15 protein-coding genes are annotated in these 16,588 nt (G+C 45.8%); 5 read left to right on the forward strand and 10 right to left on the reverse strand.

What is annotated here, in order from left to right; genetic code table 11:
• Nucleotides 1-92: 92 nt before the first annotated feature.
• Complete coding sequence (locus BN1002_RS22205; RefSeq protein WP_048828202.1) at nucleotides 93-713, forward strand: NAD(P)-dependent oxidoreductase; 621 nt, start codon at nucleotides 93-95, stop codon at nucleotides 711-713.
• 78 nt (nucleotides 714-791) lie between these two features.
• On the opposite strand, the gene BN1002_RS22210 is transcribed toward BN1002_RS22205, so the two are convergent.
• The 3 genes from BN1002_RS22210 to iadA form a co-directional block, all read right to left on the reverse strand.
• The gene (locus BN1002_RS22210) at nucleotides 792-2,807 is read right to left on the reverse strand and encodes an ABC transporter ATP-binding protein (RefSeq protein WP_048828203.1); all 2,016 of its coding nucleotides are present in this window, start codon (nucleotides 2,805-2,807) and stop codon (nucleotides 792-794) included.
• The gene (locus BN1002_RS22215; RefSeq protein ID WP_048828204.1) at nucleotides 2,804-4,561 is read right to left on the reverse strand and encodes an ABC transporter ATP-binding protein; all 1,758 of its coding nucleotides are present in this window, start codon (nucleotides 4,559-4,561) and stop codon (nucleotides 2,804-2,806) included. Before BN1002_RS22215 ends, BN1002_RS22210 begins: the two co-directional genes overlap by 4 nt.
• Before the next feature lie 455 nt (nucleotides 4,562-5,016).
• A complete protein-coding gene (gene iadA / locus BN1002_RS22220; RefSeq protein ID WP_048828205.1) occupies nucleotides 5,017-6,192 on the reverse strand; it encodes a beta-aspartyl-peptidase in 1,176 nt (391 codons plus the stop codon).
• A gap of 203 nt (nucleotides 6,193-6,395) precedes the next feature.
• Between iadA and BN1002_RS22225 the strand changes: the two genes are divergently transcribed.
• A complete protein-coding gene (locus BN1002_RS22225; RefSeq protein ID WP_048828206.1) occupies nucleotides 6,396-6,719 on the forward strand; it encodes an HPr family phosphocarrier protein in 324 nt (107 codons plus the stop codon).
• A 107-nt stretch (nucleotides 6,720-6,826) separates the two neighbouring features.
• Nucleotides 6,827-6,976: a hypothetical protein gene (locus BN1002_RS24145; RefSeq protein WP_197072894.1), complete on the forward strand. Its 150-nt coding sequence runs from the start codon at nucleotides 6,827-6,829 to the stop codon at nucleotides 6,974-6,976.
• 80 nt (nucleotides 6,977-7,056) lie between these two features.
• On the opposite strand, the gene BN1002_RS22230 is transcribed toward BN1002_RS24145, so the two are convergent.
• A complete protein-coding gene (locus tag BN1002_RS22230) occupies nucleotides 7,057-9,144 on the reverse strand; it encodes a transglycosylase domain-containing protein (RefSeq protein ID WP_048828342.1) in 2,088 nt (695 codons plus the stop codon).
• A gap of 164 nt (nucleotides 9,145-9,308) precedes the next feature.
• Complete coding sequence (locus tag BN1002_RS24150) at nucleotides 9,309-9,476, reverse strand: hypothetical protein (protein WP_197072895.1); 168 nt, start codon at nucleotides 9,474-9,476, stop codon at nucleotides 9,309-9,311.
• Nucleotides 9,477-9,662: 186 nt separating this feature from the next.
• On the opposite strand from BN1002_RS24150, the gene BN1002_RS24155 reads away from it, so the two are divergent.
• The gene (locus BN1002_RS24155) at nucleotides 9,663-10,166 is read left to right on the forward strand and encodes a universal stress protein (protein WP_048828207.1); all 504 of its coding nucleotides are present in this window, start codon (nucleotides 9,663-9,665) and stop codon (nucleotides 10,164-10,166) included.
• 17 nt (nucleotides 10,167-10,183) lie between these two features.
• Here BN1002_RS24155 and BN1002_RS22240 read toward each other — a convergent pair whose 3' ends face one another.
• From BN1002_RS22240 to BN1002_RS22260, 5 genes are all read right to left on the reverse strand, one after another.
• The gene (locus BN1002_RS22240; RefSeq protein ID WP_048828208.1) at nucleotides 10,184-10,639 is read right to left on the reverse strand and encodes a helix-turn-helix transcriptional regulator; all 456 of its coding nucleotides are present in this window, start codon (nucleotides 10,637-10,639) and stop codon (nucleotides 10,184-10,186) included.
• Between the two features lie 132 nt (nucleotides 10,640-10,771).
• Entirely contained in the window at nucleotides 10,772-10,924 is a 153-nt protein-coding gene (locus BN1002_RS22245) for a FeoB-associated Cys-rich membrane protein (RefSeq protein WP_048828209.1), read from the reverse strand.
• Nucleotides 10,925-10,946: 22 nt separating this feature from the next.
• The gene (feoB, locus tag BN1002_RS22250) at nucleotides 10,947-12,950 is read right to left on the reverse strand and encodes a ferrous iron transport protein B (protein WP_048828210.1); all 2,004 of its coding nucleotides are present in this window, start codon (nucleotides 12,948-12,950) and stop codon (nucleotides 10,947-10,949) included.
• Nucleotides 12,951-13,175 (reverse strand): FeoA family protein, encoded by a 225-nt coding sequence (locus BN1002_RS22255; RefSeq protein WP_197072902.1) that lies wholly within the window; start codon nucleotides 13,173-13,175, stop codon nucleotides 12,951-12,953.
• 294 nt (nucleotides 13,176-13,469) lie between these two features.
• Nucleotides 13,470-14,888 (reverse strand): amino acid permease, encoded by a 1,419-nt coding sequence (locus BN1002_RS22260; RefSeq protein WP_048828211.1) that lies wholly within the window; start codon nucleotides 14,886-14,888, stop codon nucleotides 13,470-13,472.
• 442 nt (nucleotides 14,889-15,330) lie between these two features.
• Here BN1002_RS22260 and BN1002_RS22265 point away from each other — a divergent pair, with 442 nt between their 5' ends.
• Nucleotides 15,331-16,542, forward strand: coding sequence for a PucR family transcriptional regulator (locus BN1002_RS22265; RefSeq protein WP_048828345.1), 1,212 nt, complete (start codon nucleotides 15,331-15,333; stop codon nucleotides 16,540-16,542).
• Nucleotides 16,543-16,588 lie beyond the last annotated feature (46 nt).

The following is a 16,588-nucleotide window of genomic DNA, read 5'->3' on the forward strand; positions in this document are numbered from 1 at the left end:
CACCCCTGTGATTCATGATACATTCCATTTTTAAAATATCATGAACAAAGCGGGGAAATATCACACTTCCGTGACAGAAAGGTGAACATTTGATGAAAATTTGTTTGTTCGGCGCTACCGGTAGAGTCGGCTCAATCATCCTTGAAAATTGTCTAAAGGCTGGTTATAAGGTTCAGGCGCTCGTAAGGAATCCTAAAGAATTGGAGCGGCATCACCCAAGCCTGAAAGTTTTTCTAGGAGACGCGACAGACGAACACGACGTTCGCTCCGCGATGGCCGGCTGCGATGCTGTGATAAGCGCCCTGAATACTGGCGGCGGCACCACACTATCCGGCTCAATCCGGCATATGATCAACGCAATGAATGAAAATGGCATCAGCCGGATTCTCATCATCAGCACGGCAGGCATCACTCAGGCACGAACCGAGCCCGAGCTTTACCGATTCCAGTCAGCCGAGTCGCGGCGGACGACGACAAAGGATGCGGAGGAACATTTGAAAGCATGGCTGCTCCTTAAAGAGTCCGCCCTCGATTGGATTGCGGTCTGCCCGACTTACCTGCCGGTTGGCGAACGAATTGGCACATACAGGGTCGGCCGGGATATGCTGCCGGTAAATCCTTCTTCCATCTCCATCTTCGATACCGCCGACTTCGCATTCAGGCAGCTGGAAAGTGATGAGTTCCTTCATTGCCGGGCTGCGCTTACATATTAATAAGGATAGGCTAATGAGATGGATTGTCTACTTGTATAAACTATGAAAACGCCTGGAGCCATCTCCAGGCGTTTTCGTTTATCCCGCCAAATTCCCTTTACCGAGCTGCAGCTGGTACATCTGGAAATAGCGGCCTTTCAGTTCCATTAATTCATCATGGTTGCCTTTTTCTACAATCTGTCCCTTATCAAGGACGAGAATCTGGTCGGCGTTGCGGATGGTCGACAGCCTGTGGGCGATGATGAAGGTCGTTCTTCCCTTTTTCAAGACCTCCATCGCCTCCTGGATGACGGCTTCTGTCTCGCTGTCGATGCTTGACGTAGCCTCATCAAGAATAAGAATGGCCGGATCAAATGCGAGCGCACGGGCAAAAGAAATCAACTGGCGCTGCCCGCTCGAGAACGTGGCGCCTTTTTCGGTAACCGGGTCATCATAACCATTCTCCAGGTTTTTGAATATGGCTTCCGCCCCGACATCCCGAAGCGCCTGCTCAACCCGCTCCCTCGAAATTGACGGATCGCCGAGACTGACATTCGATGCGATCGTCCCGGTAAACAGATACGGATCTTGAAGAACGATTCCCATGTGGCGGCGGAGGGCATGGCGGGTAAGTCTTTTGACATCGACGCCGTCAACCGTAATCGAGCCTTTTTGGCAATCGTAAAACCTGAAAAGCAAATTCATGATTGAGCTTTTGCCGGAACCGGTATGCCCGACAAGAGCGACCGTTTCACCGGGGCGAGCGTCAAAGTCGATGTTTTTCAAGACCCAATCCTCGTTTTTATAAGCAAAAGATACCTCATTGAAACGGACATGGCCTTTGTAGGAAGGTACATCCGCACCGCTGTCTTCCTCAAGTGGTTCATCGAGTAGCTTGAACACCCGCTCACCGGCAACAAGCGCCTGCTCAAGGTTGGCAAGCTGGTTGACAACCCCGACAACAGGTTCGAACAATCTGTTGATATAATCAACAAATGCGTACAGCACCCCAAGGGAAATCGCTGTGGACGCTGTGAGGGCCTCGCCGCCGAAATACCAAATGAAAGCAACAAAGACGATATTCCTGAGTACATTGACAAGATTGTGCGACGTCAATGAATTGAGATTCAACAATTTGTTTTGGGTTTGGAAATGGTCGATATTCAGTTTTTCAAAATCACCTTTTGATTCCTTTTCCCTGCCGAACGCCTGGATGACATTCATCCCCTGGATGGACTCATTGACCATGGCATTTATTTCACTGTTACGCGACCTGATAATATGGTTGTACTTTGATGCGAACTTCCGATAAAACAAAATCCATACATAGAGGATTGGCAGCAGCAGAAGGCAGAGGGCTGCCATTTTCGGGCTTAGAATGAAAAGCGCAACATAAATGCCGGCAATATAAATGGCACTTGTAAAAAATGTTGACAGCACCGTAACATACAGCTCGCGGATAGCTTCCGTATCATTCGTAATCCTTGCGACAACCTTTCCGGCAGGCAAATTGTCAAAAAAGCGGACCGGAAGCTTTTGGATATGGCTGAAAACGTCCTCGCGCATTTTCTGGATGATGCGGTTGGCCGACTTTTGCAGCATATAGCGCTGCCAATACTGGAAAAATCCCGAAATCACCAAGAGGCCAAGATAAGCTCCAAGCAGCTTGTATATCCAGGGCAGTTCCGGTGCTGAGAATTTCATGACTTCTTTTGCCGAAAGAAGCGTGGCTGGAACGGTTTCACTGGAGCCATTCTTTGAAATCGTTAAAACGCCATTTTCATAGCTCCGTTTTCCATCAGTCTTTACTGGCTCGTCAGCCATGACAAACTTCGTTCCCGCCTGAAGAATGCGCACCGGCTTCCCTTTTCTTTCACCATTTGCAAAATAACGATCCCGCTTATAATATTTACCCTGGAATTCGACCGTGCCCTTTCCCTTGTCAGTTTCATGCCAAGTTGACTCGATTCCGAGGATATGGACATCGATCACCCGTTTCGCGATGAACGGTCCGGCTAGGTCCGCGGCTGCCGAAATGGTCAGCATTGCCAGGGCAGCTACGATAATCATCTTAAATTGGAGTGCGTATTGGACTAAACGTTTGCCCGTCGTCATATGGACACTCCCTCCTCTACTGCATTTTCCACTTGCTGGCGTTCAAATTGTTCCTTGTACCAGCCGCCTTTGGCCATCAGTTCTTCATGTGTTCCCTGTTCGATGATTTTTCCATCATCGAGGACAATGATCCGTTCCGCATGCATGACAGCCGACATCCGGTGTGTGGTAATGACCGTTGTTTTGCCTGCGCGATCAGTCCGGATGTTTTCAATGATTCTTTGTTCCGTTTTCGCATCGACTGCCGACAAGGAATCGTCGAGAATCAGGATTTCTGGGTCCTTGATCAGTGCCCTGGCTATCGAAATCCGTTGTTTTTGCCCGCCAGATAAGGAGACACCTTTCTCACCGACCATAGTTTCAAGCCCTTCTGGCAGATTGCGGAGATCCTTCCGGAATGCGGCAGAATCAATCGCCCGCTCAAGCTCCTTCTCACCAGCATCGCGATTGCCGAAAAGAATATTTTCACGGATACTTCTTGAAAAAAGGACATGGTCTTGTGGCACATAGCCAATCCAGCTTCGCACTTCTTCGAGCGGCTGGTTTTCAATCGGGACATCCGAGATAGCAAGCGTTCCCGTGCCAGCCGGGTACTCACGAAGCAACTGCTTGATGATTGTTGTTTTGCCGCTGCCGGTCTTGCCGACGATACCAAGCGTTTCTCCTTGTTTCAGTGACACGTTAATCCCCGACAGATTATCCTGCTTCGAGCTTGGGTAGCGGAACGCCACCTCTTTAAAGTCAATTTGGTTAGGAGATTTCACCACAATTGGGTTCTCATTGTTCTTGACATCTTCCTTGTAAGAAAGGATTTCCTGCACCCTGTCCAGCGAAGCGTTCCCTCGCTGCATGATGTTGATCATTTCTCCAACCGCGAACATCGGCCAGATGAGCATGCCAAGGTATACATTGAAGGAAACGAGCTCACCGAGCGTAATCTGCTGGCTGAAAACCAGCTTTGCTCCAAAGCCCAGCCCGATCATATAACTGACTCCGACAAGGATTTTGATTGTCGGCTGGAAGAGCGAGTCTATTTTCGCCACAGCAAGGTTTTTCTCAAAAAGACCCTCTGTAAGCTTGTGGAATGTTTTCTTTTCTTCTTCTTCCTGGACATACGAACGGATAACGCGCACGCCTGCCACCGATTCTAGAACACGGTCGTTTAGGTCTCCGAACGCATCCTGGGCCTTCATGAAACTGCCGTGGATTTTTTTGCCGTACACGTTCATCATGACAGCCATGACCGGCAGCGGAAGAATCGCCACTAGTGTAAGCTTCCAGCTGATGGTAATCCCCATTGTAAGCAGGATGGTCAGCATCCAGACGGTTGAGTCAACAAGAGTCAGAATACCGAACCCTGCCGTCATCGAAATCGCCTTTATATCGTTTGTTGCCCTTGCCATTAAATCGCCAGTCCTGTTTTTTTCAAAAAAAGGCGGCGCCATCTTCAGGAGATGGTCCATAAATCTGCTTCTCAGCTTCCGTTCAACAAGGAACGCACCTCCGAAAAGCTTGTAATGCCAAATGTACGTAACCGTATAGGAAACAATAGTGACAGCCGCAAGGATCATGACGTAGCGAACGATGATGTCCTTTGCCATCGACCCACTCTGAATATCGTCAATTGCCATCCCAATCAGTTTCGGCGGCAGGATATCAATCAGCCCGGCGAATGCCAGCAGGATGATTGAAACCGTATACCTCTTCCAATTTTCTTTAAAAAACCAACCTAACTTTTTCAAAACCGAGAACATACTTAAACCAACTCCCCTTTGTTAACAAAAGCACACTGCACCGTAAAAAAGCCGCAGACACCAAAAAGGACATACCGCAGCAAAGCGATATGTCCCAAAAACACCAATTAAGTTGAGAGACAAACCATGTTGCGCATCTTGTGGAAGCACAACCAGCCTGCCTGGCACAGCCAATCCCTGGTATCAGGCGGCCGCAAGCTAATACAGGAGCAGGGTGCACTTCCGATCATATTCAGCTGTATAAGATTTATCAATTACCCTGAGCATGTCGCGCCCCTCCTTCTTCCTTTTCATTTGTTTTTTAAATTTCCTTTTTATACTTTGTAAGGTTATCATTGGAACTTGCCCTTTGTCAATTCTAAATTTTAGACATTTTCAGATAAAATAATGAAGCAAAGGGACGGTTCCAACGCTTCATTCGAGTCCCAAATGAAGTTGTGGAAACGTCCCCTGCATCATGAAAATGTGCCTTTTACAATGGCTTTGCCGTCCTGGACCATCATTTTCCCCATAGCGAAGACGTCTTTGATGGTGAGGCTGTCTTTGTCGAGGAGGACGAGGTCAGCATCGCGTCCCAGGCTGATCATGCCTTTCCTGTTTAGTTTGAGGATGGCCGCCGGGTTTTGGGTGATGACCCGCAGGGCGACTTCGATTGGGATGCCTTCCTGGATAATGGCATCACGCACTTCATCATAAAGTGTTGAGACACGGCCAATTTTCAAGCCGAGCAGTTCTCCGAATTCGTCGAAATCCGGCAGGCTTGCCTGGCCATCGGATGTAAAGGTTATCTGCGAGATATCGATATGCTGGTCAAGCATTCTCCTAAGGCCGACCGAGCACTTCACTTCCCCTTCATCAAAGAATTTCGGCGATGAACTCGTCGTGAAATCAACATAACCGCCTTTTTTTGCAAAACGAATCCCTGCCTCGAATAAATGCTGGTTTCTATTAATATGTGTTGGCTGAAATTGCCTGATTGGTATATCGGTTTTTTCAACCACATCTTCAAGTACTTTTAAATGATCGTAGCTGTCACCGACATGCACATTGACAATTCCCGCTTTCCCCGACAATAGCCCGCCAATCCTCGCGGCCGAAGCGATTTTTGCCATTTCTTCGGCCGTTGGCTGTGAAGACCGGTGATCGGCGATGGCCACTTCCCCCGCTCCGATTATCTTGTCGACTAGAATAATATCATCCTCAATTTTGCCGGTAAGTGTCTTTAATGGTACCTGATAGGAACCTGTGTGGATATAACAGGTAATCCCTTCCTCATCTAGGCCACGAGCCTTTGCAATCAGGTTTGTCATGGTCCTCGTCGTTCCGTCCGTCCCGAGCACCCCAATCACGGTTGTCACTCCGGCCAGCGTGGCATCTGTCAGCTGCAGTTCCGGGGTCCGGGTCCGGTAGCTGCCCTCGCCTCCTCCGCCAGTAATATGTACATGGCCATCGATGAAGCCGGGTACAATGTATTTACCTTGCGCATCCACGACCGTCACAGGCGCAAAGTTCTCCTCAGGCACTTCAATTTTGTCAGAAATACAGCCAATTCTCTGGTCAATAATCAAAATATCCTTTTTGCCAATATAATGCGGGGCATAAATCTCCCCATTCTTAATCAAGGTCAGCATTTTTCTTCCCCTTTCTATCAAAAATCCATCCAGGCGCAGCACATCATTTACTATACCCAAAAAAACCGAAAACTGGCAAACCAGCCTACTTATTAGGCTATAGTCCTATGACTGACGCAAACACCGATGTTTTATTCCCGGAATGGGGGGTAAATAAGTAGCACAAGTCAACTATAGGATTATTTGAAAAGGAGATTATTAAGATGAAAGAAATCATGTCTGCAAATGTTATTATTCTCAATAAATTTCACATGAAAAAAATGCTTGATATTTTCCAAGCAGCTAAGCAATTTAATGGTTCTACTTATCTATATTGCAAAAACAGGGCGGTTGATGCCGCCAATCTTACAAAACTGGTTTCATTCCTGCTCACTGTTGAGAAAGGCACTGCTTTAAAGATCATCGCAGAAGGCGAAAATGTCCAGAAGCATCTTGATGGGATTCAGGAAATTTGCAATTCCGAAGTGTCAATATTACGAAGAAGCCATAAGCGATTCCTTAACACTTCAGAAACTTTTCAGATTTAAGGTGGTGCAGGAATGATCAGAGGGATTCTCACTTTGATTGGTGCGATTGTCGTCATTTATCTGGTGATCAATTGGCTGGGATAGCCTAGGGAAAAGAGGTGTAAATAATGGATGAAAGACGTAATGTCGAGGTCAGGAAAGAAGAACATTCCGACAGTTCACGTGTTGGCAGTACATTCATCAAATATGCCGCATACTTGATTATCTTTTTTGGAGTCCTTTGGTTCCTGATTAATTATATACTGCCGAAATTTTAAAGACAGGGCGCTGGCCCTGTCTTTTCATTTAGTTCTTTTTCCGGCAAATTAAAAAGCGGGCTTTTCGCCCGCCTTGCCTTCTAATCTTTGTCCTTTTTCCCTTTTTCTTTTCCTTTCCCTTTCCCTTTCTCTTTCCCTTTTCCTTTGTTTTTAATTTTCTTCTCCCACTTCTCCCGTTCTTTCTGGACCCGATCTTCCCATTTTTTTGCCCCTTCATTTAGTCCGTTCCATAAATCTTTTCTATTCTTCGCTTCTTCTTCACGTTTCCTTTGTTCAATCAATTCATCTATATGCTGGACATTGAAGCTTGAAGGCTTTGTCCCTTCAAGGGCCTCAGACATAAAATGCTGAAATATGACAGCAGCCCCTTCACTGCTTGTTGTAGTTAAATAGTGTTTTTCGTCTGTCTTATCATAGCCGACCCAGACAGCCCCGACATAATCAGGTGTATAACCGACAAACCATTGATCCTTGACTCCGTCGATCCCTGGAATATCCACCTGGGTGGAACCAGTTTTCCCGGCGATTTCCCTGCCTTCAATTTTGGCGCTTTTACCTGTCCCATGCTCCACCACCCCAAGGAGCATCGTGTTCATCATATCGGCGACTTCCGGAGTGGTCACGTTTGTTTTCTGTTCTTTCCTTTCAGCGACTACATTGCCCGCTGCATCTTCAATTTTGATAATCGTATGAGCATCCTTCCGCTCACCTCTGTTGGCAAAAACCGAAAATGCCTCAGCCATATTTTTCGGGGATACACCAGTATGAAGCCCGCCAAGCGCGACTGCCAGGTTTCTGTCCTCTTTATCCAGAGGAAGGCCAAACTGCTTAATCGAATCAAGCCCTTTCTCAATTCCTAGCTCGTTCAAAAGCCAGACAGCTGGGACATTTTTCGAATCCTTCAGAGCCTCATACATTGGAATGTCGCCTGAAAACTGGCCATTATAGTTATTTGGTTCATAATCACCAAACTTCATCTTTTCATCCTTAACCAGGTCGGTGATCTTCCATCCTTCTTTAAGTGCCGGGGCATAAGAGGCTATAGGTTTGATCGATGAACCCGGCTGAGCCTTTAGCTGGGTAGCCCGGTTATAACCCCTGAATACATGCTTCCCACGCCCGCCTGCAAGCGCCCTTATTCCCCCGGACTTAGCGTCGACCAGAACTGCGCCGCTTTGGACAGGCCGTTCATTCCCCGGAGGAAAGAGTGAGTCATTTTGGTAAGTAGATTCAACGGCTCCCTGCATTTTCGGATCAAGTTCCGTATAAATTTTATAACCTCCGGTCAAAAGCTCATCTTGGGTAAATCCGTATTGATTGATGGCTTCTTCGAGAACTGCATCAACATAATAAGGGTACTTGCCATTAAAAGGATCCTCACTTTTATCAACGAGGACCACTTTTTCAGCTTTCGCCTCGTCCGCCTGCGCCTTTGTAATGAAACCTTGTTTCTCCATCGTGGCCAACACAACATTACGGCGCTTCATTGCTTTCTCGAGATGCTGATAGGGGTTCAATGCTGATGGGGCTTTAATTAATCCCGCGAGCAGGGCTGATTCCCCGATTGTCAGCTCCTTGACTTCTTTGCCAAAATATTTTTTCGCCGCACGGTTGATTCCCCATGCGCCATCACCAAAATAAATGGTGTTCAAATACATCTGCAGGATTTCATCCTTGGAATAATTTTTCTCTATTTCTCTCGCTAACATCGCTTCCTTAATTTTGCGGTTATATGTTTTTTCTGAATCGAGAATGGCATTCTTCGTCAGCTGCTGGGTGATTGTACTACCGCCCTCAACGACTCCTCCTGCCTTTAAGTTGCGGAAAAACGCCCTGCTGATGCCAATGATGTCAATCCCATTATGATCATAGAATCGGTGGTCCTCTATGGCGACAACGGCATTTTTCATATGGTCTGGAATCGCACTGATAGGTGTTCCTTCATTTCTATTTGCCGTTACCTTGCTGGCCACTTCCCCTTGCACATCGAATATAACAGTCGCTTGGTTCAATTCGGTTTTCAATGTAGAAAGATCGGCGCTTTTTGAAAAGAAAAAAAATGAACCAAGCACGCCAAGAACCAGAATGGAAAGTAAAAGAATGATAATCTGGTTCATATGCCACTTTTTCCAATTTTGATAAATTCCACTGAATAAAAGCTTTCTCATAACGTCCTCCTGTTTAAAGCAAACAATTGCAGCTTCCTTGCCTGGTAATTTGGCAGTTCCTTTTTCCTTACCCGCCAAAGGAAATCTCTACACCATCGCCAGGCCCTGCGGTTTAAATGATTTGTTTCAAAAAAATAAAAAGCATCCGATTCATCGTCTGCTTTTTAGTCGTAAAGCCCGGAATTGTTACTTTCTTCATCCTTTTGGGCATTCAGTTCCTTATAAAGGGATTCCATATACATATAAACAATTTGCTTAACCTTGTCATTCGCCTCAATAATCTCGAGATGCTGAAGGCATTTCCTAATGGTTGGATGTACTTGGGTGGACACCGCAAATCACCTCATTATTCCCTTTTACATAAAAATTCGCCCAAAAACATGTGTTTATGGGGGTGTTCAAAAAAAACCGTAGAATTTGGAGGACATTCGAATAAGAATCCGACTAAAGGGGTAAAGAAAAGAGACAGAATCTTAAGAAAACTAGCAAAAAATTTTACAAGTAATGGAGGGGAATTTATGCAGAACTTCCAGAATATCATTCTTGCCTATGATGGAAGTGAGGGAAGCGAGAAGGCACTGGCACTTGCTGCCTCCATGGCAAAGGAGCAGCAAACGCAGTTGACTGTAGTGAATGTTTATGATGAAAGGATTGAAACGAGGAGAGTTGATCTGGCGGGCGAAACTCCGCTTTCACTTCATGGCTATATGATCGAAGGGATGCCGACTCCTCCGGCAGCGCTCGGATTCAATCAAGCGGAAGCTTCCACGCAATCCCTGATCAGCAACAGTGTAGAACAAATATTTTTTGAAGCAAGGAGAAAACTCGATTCTATCAATGCAAGCTTTCAAGTGCTTGAGGGCAATCCCGCAGAAAGCATCTCCGCCTATGCTGAGGAAGTGGAGGCAGACTTAATCATTATCGGCAGTTCTGGAAAAGGGGGAATTAAAGGCTTTTTACTCGGCAATAACACCGAGAAAGTCGCCCGCCTCGCCCCTTGCCATGTCCTGATTGCAAAATAAGCCGGCAAAGCTCCGGCTTATTTTCCTTCAGCCAGTTCGGCAAAACGATGCTTGGCGTTTTCTTCCTCAAAAGAACTGTAAATCCGGTAGTGCTCCTCATCGAGGATACGAAAATGCTTGCTGAGAATATTCTGCTGCAAAATAAAACCATTCTTCCGCCTGACTTCCTTCCACCAGATTTTCCCGCCAAACGTCTTTCCGCGTCTGTAATCGACTCCCTCTCTCGCAATCGTTTCAAGCACCTCGAGAGGTTCATTCCCAAATAGGAACTGGACAGTTTCTGTTTCGCGGAACAATGCGCAAACTGCGACAACAGTTGACCATCCTGCCAGCACCCTGCCCTTTTCAATCTGGACAAGGGTCTTTTTCGATACCCCAATGATATCCGCCATTTTATCCTGCGTATATCCCGCTTCTGTCCGAATCAGACGCAATTTTTCGGAAACAATTTCAATAATCTCGTCCCTGGTCACTGAAAAACCTTCCTTCTTGTTTCTTAAGTGTAATTTTACACAATATTATCTTAAATGAAAAGCACTCCGTCCTAATAAAAAAAACTGCTGTTAATAAGCAGCAGTTTTTGCAAAAAAACATTCAATTAACCACTATTTTTCGGAAGTTCCGCAAGTACCGCTTGAACAGGAGTCGGCAATGGAACATGCAGCGCATTTGCCCTTTTTTGAACGATTAATGAATCGCACAAGCGCCCAGCCGGCATAGCCGAAAATAGCTCCGCCCAACACAAGGTTTACAACCATTGTTGTTCATCTCCTTCCAAAATTATACGAGTCCAAGCAACTTTCCTCCCTGATAGATAACTAGGCAGAGAATATAGGCAATTACAAAGGCATAAGCCATTGAAAAGGCAGTCCATTTTTTCGAGCCAGTTTCCTTATAAATGGTTGCCACGGTTGCAAGGCATGGAATGTATAACAAGATAAATGTAATAAAGCTATAAGCCGCAAGCGGCGTAAAATAGGCAGTCATCATTCCCTGTAGCTGGGCTTCAGTTGGCGCAAAATAAATGATGTTCATCGATGAGACAATCACTTCTTTTGCCAGGAATCCTGTCAATAGGGAGGCGCCCGCCTGCCATGTCCCAAAGCCAATCGGTTCAAAAATCGGCGCTATCAGGCCGCCAATTGCGGCAAGAAAGCTGTCATCCATATCAACCTTCAGCCCACCCGGCCCTGCGTAAGACAGGAGCCAAATAATGACTGACCCAGCGAAAATAAACGTCCCGGCTTTTTTGATGAACCCTTTTCCCTTGTCCCAAGTGCTTCTCCAAAGCGCCTGGAATTGCGGAAGCCGGTAAGGCGGCAATTCAATGACAAACAAGGATGCCTCGGACTTCAGGATGGTTTTTGAAAACAATTTTGCTAAAAGGAGCGCTACAATAATCCCTATTACATAAAGGCTAAGAACAATGCCGGCGCTATGGGCCGAGAAAAAGGCGCCTACAAACAAAGCATAGACAGGCAGCCTTGCCGAGCATGACATAAGCGGGGTCAGAAGGATTGTCAATAATCTTTCCCTTGGCGTTTCAATCGTCCTTGCCGCCATGATTCCCGGGACATTGCAGCCGAACCCGATCATCATCGGGATGAAAGCTTTTCCGTTCAAGCCGACTGATTCCATTATTCTATCCATGACGAGTGCGACACGGGCCATGTAGCCGGAGTCTTCGAGCAACGAGATAAAGAAAAATAGAATGAATATTTGTGGGACGAATACAAGGACTCCACCCACTCCTGCAATCAGTCCCTGGTTGACCAAATCATGAATGAAACCGGATGCCCCAATGGCGGTTAGCCCTTTATCCATCCACGAAGCAAGCGGGCCGGTGAAGAACGCATCCAATCCATCAGAAAGCGGTGATCCCAGCCAATCAAAAGTCAGCATGAACATTGCGTACATTAGCAGCAGGAAAATAGGCATCCCTAGGAAACGGTTCGTTACGATGCGGTCAACCCGTTCAGATAACGGGACAACTTCTTCGTTTTTCCGGACAGCCTCTGCCGCCATTTTCCCAATTACTGCTCTTCTCTTCTCAAATATGAGTTGAGGAAGGGTAGCTCTAGTTCGGTTATCTTTCAGCCGTGTTTCAAGTCCGGAAACAATCGCCTGGATTTCCACGGGACTTATGAGTTCATTCAAATAATCGGCAACCAAACGGTTTCCTTCAAAAAGCTGCAGGGCTAGCCATCTTGTTGAATGTGGAGTTTTCCCATCAACTGCAACCGCAACTTCACTTATCGCTTCTTCAATTTCAGGTCCATAATAGACGAGGTTTTTCTTAGGCGGAAGAGCGTGGCTGGCGGCAGCGGCATCCTGTAATGTATCACAGCCCTTTCCGCTCCTTGCAACGACAGGAACAACAGGAATTCCCAAAGTGGCAGCTAGCTTTTCAGAATCGATATGGATTCCGCGGCTTTTTGCTACGTCTACCATATTGAGGCCGATGAGGATCGGCCTTCCGTATTCAATCAACTGGAGTGTAAGATGAAGATTCCGTTCAATCTGGGAAGCATCCAGAATATTGAGCAGACGGTCAACCGGTCCCTCAAGAAAAAACCTTGTGACAACCCCCTCATCCTTTGACAAAGGATTCAGCGTGTAAATCCCTGGCAAATCAATAAGGCGATCCCGTTTATTCCGGAAAATCCCTACTTTTTTCTCTACAGTCACTCCGCTCCAATTGCCAACGTACTCATATGAACCTGTCAAATTATTAAACAATGATGTTTTCCCGGTATTGGGGTTACCTATTAATGCAATATCCATTTACACTCTCTCCAGTTCAATGCATTTCGCTTCCCTGCGCCGGATTCCCACACATTGTCCGCATGATTCGATCATAATTGGCCCGCCGAAAGGCAGCTTGCACTTGATACAAATTTCACTGCCCTCAGTAATTCCCAAGTCCAGCAGCCTCCTTTGCACCAGCCCGTCAACAAGGGAAATGTCTTTGATAGTTGCTTTTTCACCAGTCTTTAATTGAGCCAGCATCATGATCACCCTTATAATTTCATTTTCTTTTATTATAGATTCCAACTCTAATTGAGAATGATTATCTTTATTATAGATTTATTTTAACATCCTTTTTGTCCATTGAATAGGTTGATGTTGCTGCGTTTGTGAATATTGTGTTAAACATGGTCAATGAAAAATAAGGCCAACCCGGTTGGATTTTGGCAAAAGAAAACTGCCGGAGGAGGCTCCCCGGCAGTTTTCTTACTGATGGAATTGTTAACTAAATACTTTCACGGTTTGCTAGCATAGGAATATTTACCAATACCCCGTTTATCCGGCTCTTTCGTCCGAGATCAATTCCTTATCGGAATCTTCCGCTTGGAAGTTCCGTTTGTTGAAGCCTTTATAATAATAGACCGCTGTCAATAGCCCAAGCCAGATCGGGCCAACGATTACCGCAATCCTTGTATCAGCGCTGTAAGCCATAAGCGCTACGACGAATGCCAGGAATGCAAGTGCGATATAGGAAGTGTAAGGATAGAGCGGAAGCTTATACTTCAATCCCGCTACTTCTTTCGGCGTGAGGCTCTTCCTGTATTTCAGCTGAGACAGGAGGATGACTCCCCAAGTCCAGATGGCCCCGAATGTTGCCACACTTGTGACAATCATAAACACCCTTCCCGGCACAAAATAGTTCAGGATGACGCCCACAAGCAGGACAGTTGCAGATGCTATGATGGCCAGCCCAGGTACTCCAGATTTAGTAACATTTCCAAACTTTTTAGGTGCTTCACCGTGGCCAGCCAGGTTAAACAGCATCCTCGCTGTGCTGAAAATCCCGCTATTACATGATGATAAGGCGGCAGTGAGGACGACAAAGTTAATGATTCCCGCAGCTGCCGGGATGCCGATCTGTTCGAACGTTAAAACAAAAGGGCTCCCTTTTGTGCCAATCTCGGCCCAAGGATAAATGGACATAATGACGAACAGCGCGCCGACGTAAAAGATAAGGATACGCCAAAATACGGTGTCGATTGCTCTTGAAAGGGATTTTTCGGGATTCTTTACTTCTCCCGCAGTTACACCTATCATCTCAATGCCAAGGTAGGCGAACAATACCATCTGCAAGGATAAAAGTACCCCTTTTATCCCGTTGGGGAACAATCCTCCATTGCTCCAAAGATTGCTGATCCCTGTTGCTATGCCGCCATTTCCGATTCCGAACGCAATCATGCCAACACCAACTACGATCATTGCGATGATTGTGACAATCTTGATTAGCGCAAACCAGAACTCCAATTCACCGTATGCTTTGACGGCAAGAAAGTTAACCGATGCCATGATGACAAGGGCTGCCAAAGCCCAAATCCACCGTTTAACATCCGGGAACCAGTATTCCATATATACACCAACAGCTGTTATTTCGGCCATGCAAGTGACAACCCAGAGAAACCAGTAGTTCCAGCCGGTAATGTATCCAGCCAACGGGCCGAGATAATCCCTTGCATATTGGCTGAAAGATCCCGCTACCGGCTTCTGGATCGCCATCTCACCAAGCGCCCTCATAATAAAAAACATGATAAGCCCAGCAAAAGCATAACCAATTAAGATTCCAGGTCCAGCCATCTTAATCGCTGTTGCAGATCCTAAAAACAACCCTACCCCAATTGCCGCCCCAAGTGACATTAAGGTGATATGCCTTTCTTCGAGTCCTCTGTGCAGTGTTTTTCCCTCAGTCGCTCTGTTCATGCTTTATCCCCCTGTATTTTGGCCTTGCCGGATTTTCCGCCCTCTTTTTTACCCCATATAAAAAAGTTTAAATCCTTTTTGGCCAAATTAATTTCTCCCATTTCTATTTTTACAATCGTAAAAAAATAGACTTATTACCAGGACCTATCGGCATGTTCGTTTTGATATAATTGTTACTATACAGCCAATCCCCCAGATTGGCTGTTAAAAAAAATAAATTTTAATGTTATTTTTATGCCCTTTCCCCTCCTGCCTGCGAGTAATTGGTAGCGCTTTCAAATAATTTGGTTATTTCTTGAAACGATTGTAACATGTCCGAAAAACAGATATTTTGTGGAATATATAAAAAATTATCTTCTTCACTTGTGGAAATCTACAATTACAAGCCTGGTGACAGGCAAGGTTTTAGGAGGTGGCTTTTTTGCCCGGACTTGTAAAAGATATGTTTAAAACGACGTTTGACAGCCTTGAGGAATTCGCCGAGACGATCAGTATTGCCATTCAATGCCCTATTACAATTGAAGATGCAAATCACCGGCTTATCGCTTACAGCAGCCATAATGAACAGACTGACACAGCCCGGATTTCGACGATTATCAGCCGGCGGGTTCCGGAAAAGGTTGTCAACCAGCTTTGGAAAGACGGTACAATACCGGCCCTCCTCAAAACCTCCGACCCCGTCCGCGTCAGGTGCAATCAAGAAATCGGCCTTGGGGACAGGGTGGCCATTTCCATCCGGAATCAGGAAGAGCTGCTGGGCTTTATTTGGGCTCTTGAGGTTGGCAGGACACTTGGAGAAGAAGAAATGCGTCTTTTAAAAAGTGCCGCGGATGCCGCGAAAAGCAAACTGCTTCAACTGCAAATCCGCAAAAATAAGAAGGAAGACAGAAAGCAGGAGTTTTTTTGGAAGCTTCTGACGGGCCATCTGAAGGAAGAAGAGGAAATTAATGAAAATTGCAATCTCCTTCAGTTAAATTCCTCCTTTCCGTTTGTCATCGCGGCATTTGACTTTGGCAGGAATATCTCAACCCAGGAAGAAAAGAGAATTACTTATTTACTGTATACCTTTTCTGATATCAAACCTATTCTGCATACCATTGATTGCAATTTGCTGATTTTATTGATTGCGGTGAACCAGGGCAGTGGCAACTCCGATATTACAGGAAAGTTCTATGGATCTTTTGCAGGAAAAATCGCCAGCCATATTGGTACCCAAGTTTCAATAAGGCCTGCCTTCAGCTCTCCACACCGGGATTACCGGGATACGGAAAAGGCTTATAAGGAAGCTTTGGCAGTCCTTTCGATTAAAAAAAAGTTCCCGAATGAAACCGGAAAAATCCACAGCTATCAAAAACTCGGCATCTATCAATTAATGGATATCGTCCTGGAAAAGCGGAAGGATACAAGTTATGAAAATCCTTCCCTTTCGAGGCTAAGGGAGTACGATCTTAAACATCATACGAATCTTGAAGAGACACTTGAAGTGTTTTTGTCTGCGGACTCGAATGCAAATGATGCGGCCAAAGCACTGAATATCCATGCCAATACACTTAACTACAGGCTAAAACGTATTTCGGAAATCGGGGAAATAAACTTCAAGGACCCTAATCAGAAGTTCCTCCTTTATTTGGACTTGAAGCTGGCGAAATTCTAAACGTCCCTCCTTTTGTGCAAAATCACAAAAGGAGGACGTTTCTTTT

The sequence above is a fragment of the Bacillus sp. B-jedd genome (assembly GCF_000821085.1).
Lineage (GTDB): Bacteria > Bacillota > Bacilli > Bacillales > Cytobacillaceae > Bacillus_D.